6 protein-coding genes are annotated in these 5,972 nt (G+C 61.4%); all 6 read left to right on the top strand.

What is annotated here, in order from left to right; translation table 11 throughout:
* On the top strand, positions 1–504 hold a 504-nt coding region (mreD, locus tag ABYV89_RS13730), incomplete at its 5' end, for a rod shape-determining protein MreD (RefSeq protein ID WP_432823509.1).
* Positions 494–2,422 (top strand): penicillin-binding protein 2, encoded by a 1,929-nt coding sequence (gene mrdA, locus ABYV89_RS13725; protein WP_432823508.1) that lies wholly within the window; start codon positions 494–496, stop codon positions 2,420–2,422. The genes mreD and mrdA, both read left to right, overlap by 11 nt.
* Before the next feature lie 4 nt (positions 2,423–2,426).
* A complete protein-coding gene (gene rodA, locus ABYV89_RS13720) occupies positions 2,427–3,524 on the top strand; it encodes a rod shape-determining protein RodA (RefSeq protein ID WP_432823507.1) in 1,098 nt (365 codons plus the stop codon).
* 73 nt (positions 3,525–3,597) lie between these two features.
* Entirely contained in the window at positions 3,598–4,611 is a 1,014-nt protein-coding gene (amrS, locus tag ABYV89_RS13715; protein WP_432823506.1) for an AmmeMemoRadiSam system radical SAM enzyme, read from the top strand.
* Between the two features lie 36 nt (positions 4,612–4,647).
* Positions 4,648–5,397, top strand: coding sequence for a DUF4197 domain-containing protein (locus ABYV89_RS13710; protein ID WP_432823505.1), 750 nt, complete (start codon positions 4,648–4,650; stop codon positions 5,395–5,397).
* A 52-nt stretch (positions 5,398–5,449) separates the two neighbouring features.
* Positions 5,450–5,972, top strand: a 523-nt coding sequence (locus tag ABYV89_RS13705; protein ID WP_432823504.1) for a nitroreductase family protein, incomplete at its 3' end; no start/stop codon positions are given.

Below are 5,972 nucleotides of genomic sequence, written 5' to 3'. Positions count from 1 at the left end.
GGGGTTGCCGTCATCCTGCAGACGGTGTTCATGCCGCTGTTGCTGCCGGGAAACTACAAGCCCGATTTCATCCTGATCCTGGTGATCTATCTCGGGCTGCATGAAGAGCCTTTGCGCGGTGGCTTGCTGGTTTACCTGATGGGGTGGTTCTACGATGGCGTGGCCGGCGTTTTCCCGGGACTGAACGGATTCGTCCTGTTGGGGATATTTCTTGCCGTTCGCGGGATCGTAACCCGTGTCAACACCGAGAGCTCGCCGCTGATCCTGCTGCTGGTGGTCGCCGGAACGATCCTGCAATCCGCGATGGTCGCTTTCGCCCTGGACTTCTTTGGCCAGACGCTGCGTTTCTGGCCACAGATTGCCTGGCAGGCACCGGCCCAGGTCCTGATCAACTTCATAGCCGCGTTGCTCCTGCTGCGTTTGACCGTCTGGCTGCAGCGAACCTTTATGCCGCGCAAGAGCCTGCCCGGGCTGCGCAAGCTCGATAGCCGCTATGAGTCTTAACCCGTCTCCCGAAGAAACTCCCGGGCTGCGGCGCCGCTTCATCGTTGCTTCGCTGATCATCGTCGGCATCTTCGCCGTCTTCGCCTTGCGGTTGTGGTTTTTGCAAATCCTCAATGAAGAGCATTACCGCAATCTGTCCGAACGCAACCGGATTCGTTACGTGGCGATCGATGCACCGCGCGGTGCCATCTTTGATCGCCACGGATCCCTGCTGGTCGATAACCGGCCCGCGTTTACCGTGTCGGCCCTGCGCCAGGAGATCAGTGACCGGCAGGAGCTTTTTACCAAACTCTCCACGCTGCTCGATGTTGATGTCAGCGACCTCGAACTGCGTTGGAAGGAAGGGCAGGGCCTGCCCCGTTACCGGCCGCTTCCCCTGCTCGAGGACGTCGGCCGGGAGGCGATGGAGAAAGTCCAGGAGAACTCCGTGGATCTCCACGGCATCCTCGTCGAGGTCAAGCCGTTTCGCGCTTATCCGCACGGCGACATGGCCGCGCACCTGTTCGGCTACCTGGGCGAAATCACCCAGCACGAACTGCAGAGCGAGGCATTCGGCAGCGATTACCGCTCCGGCGATTTCGTCGGCAAGCGCGGGTTGGAGAAGCTTTTTGAAAGATACCTGCGGGGTTTTGAGGGGGAGCGACGGGTAGAGGTCGATGTCAAGGGGCGGGAGCTGCGGATTCTCAAAACCCAGGATCCGAAGCCGGGGAACAAGGTTTTTCTGACCCTGAAACGGGATCTGCAGGAGGCGGCCGAAACGGCTCTCGGGGAAGAAGCCGGCGCGGTCGTGGTCCTCGATGTGAAAACCGGCGAGGTCCTGGTCATGGTCAGTCGGCCCTCCTTCAATCCGGCTATTTTCGCCCGCGGCATTTCCGGCAAGGAATGGATCGAACTGTTGCAGAATTCTCGTCATCCCCTGCAGGACAAGAGCATCCAGGGGCAGTACCCGCCGGGTTCGACCTTCAAGATCGTGACGGCGTTGGCGGCGTTGAAATCCGGGGTGGCTTCCGCCTCGACCACGGTCGACTGCCAGGGCTTCATGCCCCTCGGCAACCGTGATTTCCGCTGCTGGAAAAAGGGCGGACATGGCCGCACCGATTTGAAAAAAGCTCTCAAGGAAAGCTGCGACGTCTGGTTTTACAAGGTTTCCCTCGATCTGGGGATTGACCGGATCGCCGACATGGCCAGATCTCTCGGGCTTGGCCGATCGCTCGGCTTTCCTCTCGAGGGGGAGAAGTCCGGCCTGATTCCCGATCGCCAATGGAAGAAGAAGCGGTACGGCGCCCGCTGGTACGATGGTGAAACGGTCATCGCCTCCATCGGCCAGGGATACGTACTGACTACCCCTCTGCAGCTGGCGGTGATGACGGCCGCGGTAGCCAATGGCGGCACGGTGCTGCGGCCCCAGGTGGTCAATCGCGTCGAAGACCTGGATGGAAATGTTCTCGAGCAGATGGTTCCCGAGGTCATCAACGAGGCGAAGCTGTCGTCCGCCGATCTGCAGGTGGTGCGGCGGGGGATCGAGGCGGTGGTCAACGAACCGGGTGGAACCGCCTGGAGCAGCCGCCTGGAGGCGGTGAAGATTGCCGGCAAGACCGGCACCTCGCAGGTGGTCAAGCTCAAGGACAAGGATGACCGGACGCCGAAGGCTGAGATTGCCTACCGCTTCCGCGATCACGCCCTGTTCGTCGGCTATGCTCCCGCCGATAACCCGCAGATCGCGCTGGCGGTCGTGGTAGAGCACGGCGGCAGTGGCAGTGGGGCGGCGGCGCCGGTGGCCAAACAGATCTTTGCCCGGTATTTCGGGGCTCCCCTGGACAAGGAAGCCCCCATCTCGGTCGATAGCGTGATTTTGCCGGTCGCCGGAGACGTGCCCCCGGATCAGCAATCGCCTCAAGGCGGGGCAGAAGGAGACTGACGGGATGTTTGACAGAAGGCTATTGACCCATTTTGACTGGGTGCTGCTGCTGGTGGTCGGCATGATCGCCGGAATCGGCATCCTGAACCTTTACAGCGCCACGTCCTCCTGGGCCACGAGCGCAACCCCGATCTATCTCAAGCAGATCTACTGGCTTGGCATGGGACTGACCATCGCCCTGGTGGTCAGCTCCATCGATTACCGGCACCTCGAGTATTCCGGCTTTTTTTTCTATTTCGGCAATGTGGCGCTGCTGCTTGTCGTGCTGCTCTTCGGCAAGACCAGCATGGGGGCGACCCGCTGGCTCAACCTGGGGGTGTTCAACCTGCAGCCCAGCGAAATCATGAAAATTGTTATTATCATCACCCTGGCACGATACTTTTCCCAGCAGGGGCATTTTCGCGGTTTTAATCTGAAGCAGCTGGTCATGCCTGCCCTGCTGCTCGGGCTGCCTGCCGTGCTGATCATGAAGCAGCCCGATCTCGGCACCGCCATGCTGGTTCTGTTCATCGGCGGTAGCATGTCGCTGTTCGCCGGCATCCGTCGATCGGCCCTGGCCGTCCTGGTCCTGTTAGGCTCTGCAGCTGCCGGCGGCGGCTGGTTTTTGCTCAAAGGCTATCAGAAGCAACGCATTCTTACCTTTCTCGATCCTGAAAATGATCCGCTCGGGGCGGGCTATCATATCATCCAGTCGAAAATAGCCGTCGGCAGCGGCGGTTTCTGGGGGGCGGGTTTCATGCAGGGCACCCAGTCGCAACTCTCCTTTCTGCCCGAGCGTCATACCGACTTCGCCTTCTCGGTCTTCGCCGAGGAATGGGGCTTTACCGGGTCGCTGGTTCTTCTGTGCCTCTACCTCTTTCTGGTCATCTGGGGCATCTATATCGCCCGTCGGGCCGCCGACATGTTCGGCATGATGCTGGCGGTAGGCGTGGTCGCCATGCTGTTCTGGCATATCGTGGTCAACCTCGGGATGGTGATCGGTCTGCTGCCGGTGGTGGGGGTGCCGCTGCCGCTCTTTTCCTATGGCGGCACCAGTATGGTCACCACCATGATCGGCACCGGCCTGCTCCTGAACGTCAGCATGCGACGCTTCATGTTCTGATGTCGCGCTCAGCCTTCGCCCCGGCGCGTTTCTTCTGCTATACTTCTCTACGGTCATGCCGGAGGAGGTGTCGATGCACGAAGCCATGTTCTGGGACAAGCTTGAAGACAACAGGGTTCGTTGCGGGCTCTGCCGTTTCCGCTGCCTGATTGCCGACGGCCACCGGGGGCTCTGCGGGGTCAGGGAAAACCGGCAGGGGGTGCTCTTCTCCCTGGTCTATGGCCGCTCGATCGCCGACCATGTCGATCCCATCGAAAAGAAGCCCCTGTTCCATTACCTTCCCGGTTCCACCAGTTATTCCATCGCCACCGTCGGCTGCAATTTCCGTTGTCGCCATTGTCAGAATGCGGATATCTCCCAGTGGCCGCACCGCGACCGGGAGATCCCCGGTCGCCCCCTGTCGCCGCAGCAGATCGTCCGCCAGGCGCAGCAGTCGGGCTGTCGCAGCATTTCCTACACCTATACCGAACCGACGATCTTCTACGAATATGCGCTGGATACGGCGACTTTGGCCCGTGCCGCGGGGCTCGGCAATGTATTTGTCACCAACGGCTATATCACCACCGAGGCCCTCGAACGGATCGCGCCGGTGCTGGATGCCGCCAACGTCGACCTCAAGGGCTTTTCAGAAAGCGTCTACCGCGATGTCACCGGCGCCTCGCTGCAGGGGGTGCTGGACACTCTGCGGGATTACCGGCGCCTCGGCATCTGGCTCGAGATAACCACCCTGATCATTCCGGGGCTCAATGACAGCGACGGCGAGCTGGGTCTGATCGCCCGCTTCATCCGCGATGAACTGGGGGCGCAGGTCCCCTGGCACGTCTCCGCTTTCTACCCGACCTACCAGATGACCGATCGTCCGCCGACACCAAGGGCAACCCTGCAAAAAGCCCGGCGGATCGGTTTGGATGCCGGTCTTAAATGCGTCTATACCGGAAATATCCCCGGGGACGACGGCGAAAACACCTATTGCCCGGGCTGTGGCGAGCGGCTGCTGGAGCGCAGCGGTTTCAGGCTCGGCCGGGTTTCGCTTCATAACGGGCGCTGCGACCATTGCCAGTCGATGCTGGCCGGCGTCTGGAATTGAGCGTCATGTTTACCTTTTTCGCACAGGAGAGTTGCCATGAAACGTCAAGACCATACGGTTGTTCTCGGCTTTTGTTCCCTGTTCCTGCTTCTGCTGGTGGCCGGCTGCGCCGAAATGAAGGGGGGCGATCTGGCCGGCAGCGTACTGAGTGCCCTGTCGACAACGGGGGGGAGCGTCGGCGGATTGGACGAAGCGACCGTCGCCGCCGGCCTCAAGGAAGCGTTGACGGTCGGCTCCGAGCGGGCGGTGGCTTCGACCTCGCAGCCCGGCGGTTTTCTGGACAATAACCTGATCCGCATCGTCATGCCCGATGAGTTGTCGACCATGGCCAAAACCCTGCGGGCGATCGGTTTCGGCGGCCAGGTCGACGCCATGGAGGTCGCGATGAATAGGGCGGCGGAGCGGGCCTCCGAGGAGGCCAAGCCGGTGCTGATCGACGCGGTCTCGCAGATGACCCTGACCGATGCCATGGGCATTCTGAAGGGGGGCGACACGTCGGCGACTGACTATTTCCGCGGGAAGACGTCCGATTCGCTGCGGGCCAAGTTCCTGCCCATCATTCAGGAGAAAATGAACCAGGTCGGTCTTTATCAGCAGTACAACCAGCTGATGGGCACCTACAACGCGCTGCCCCTGGTTAAAAAATCGACCTTCGATCTCGATAATTACGTGGCTGACCAGGGGCTCAACGGACTCTTCACCACCCTGGCCCAGGAAGAGCAAAGCATCCGGGCCAATCCGGCAGCGCGCACCACCGACCTGCTGAAACAAGTCTTTGCCCAGTAAGCTTTCGGCATAACCTCGATTGCCCTGAAACTTTGTCCATGGAGGATTGCCGATGGAGAAGCCGCTGCATAACCCGCGCACCCCTGAGGCCGAGGTCGACAGCATGTTCACCGACCGCTGGTCGCCGCGGTCGATGCTGTCCGACCCGCTCTCTTCAGAGCAGATTGCTGCCCTGTTCGAAGCGGCCCGCTGGACCCCGTCGTGCTACAACGAACAGCCCTGGCTGTTTCTCTACGCTACCGATGCAGCCGACCGGGAGCGCTTCGCCAGCGCCCTGGTCGAGCGCAATCGTTTATGGGCGGGTAGCGCCCCTCTGCTGATTTTCGTGGTGACCCGGCTGAATTTCATCGGCACCGGTCAACCCAACCGGCACGCGGCCTTCGACGCCGGTGCCGCCTGGATGGCGCTGGCACTGCAGGCCCGCCGACTCGGTCTCTATGCCCACGCCATGGCCGGGTTCAGCCGCAAGAAGGCGTTCGAGGTGCTCGGCGTCTCGGCCGATGAGTTCGACATCATGGCGGCGGTGGCCGTCGGCCGGCGCGGGAGTGCCGAACAGCTCCCCGAGGAGCTGGCGG

Source organism: Trichloromonas sp. (genome assembly GCF_041583255.1).
Classification (GTDB): Bacteria; Desulfobacterota; Desulfuromonadia; order Desulfuromonadales; family Trichloromonadaceae; genus Trichloromonas.
The sequence above is the reverse complement of the archived record's forward strand: the minus strand, read 5'-3'. Positions and strand labels throughout refer to the sequence as shown.

Excerpts from the sequence above, each read along its gene's own strand:
- mrdA (WP_432823508.1), top strand. The coding sequence starts at position 494 with ATGAGTCTTAACCCGTCTCCCGAAGAAACTCCCGGGCTGCGGCGCCGC.
- rodA (WP_432823507.1), top strand. The coding sequence starts at position 2,427 with ATGTTTGACAGAAGGCTATTGACCCATTTTGACTGGGTGCTGCTGCTG.
- ABYV89_RS13710 (WP_432823505.1), top strand. The coding sequence starts at position 4,648 with ATGAAACGTCAAGACCATACGGTTGTTCTCGGCTTTTGTTCCCTGTTC.
- amrS (WP_432823506.1), top strand. The coding sequence starts at position 3,598 with ATGCACGAAGCCATGTTCTGGGACAAGCTTGAAGACAACAGGGTTCGT.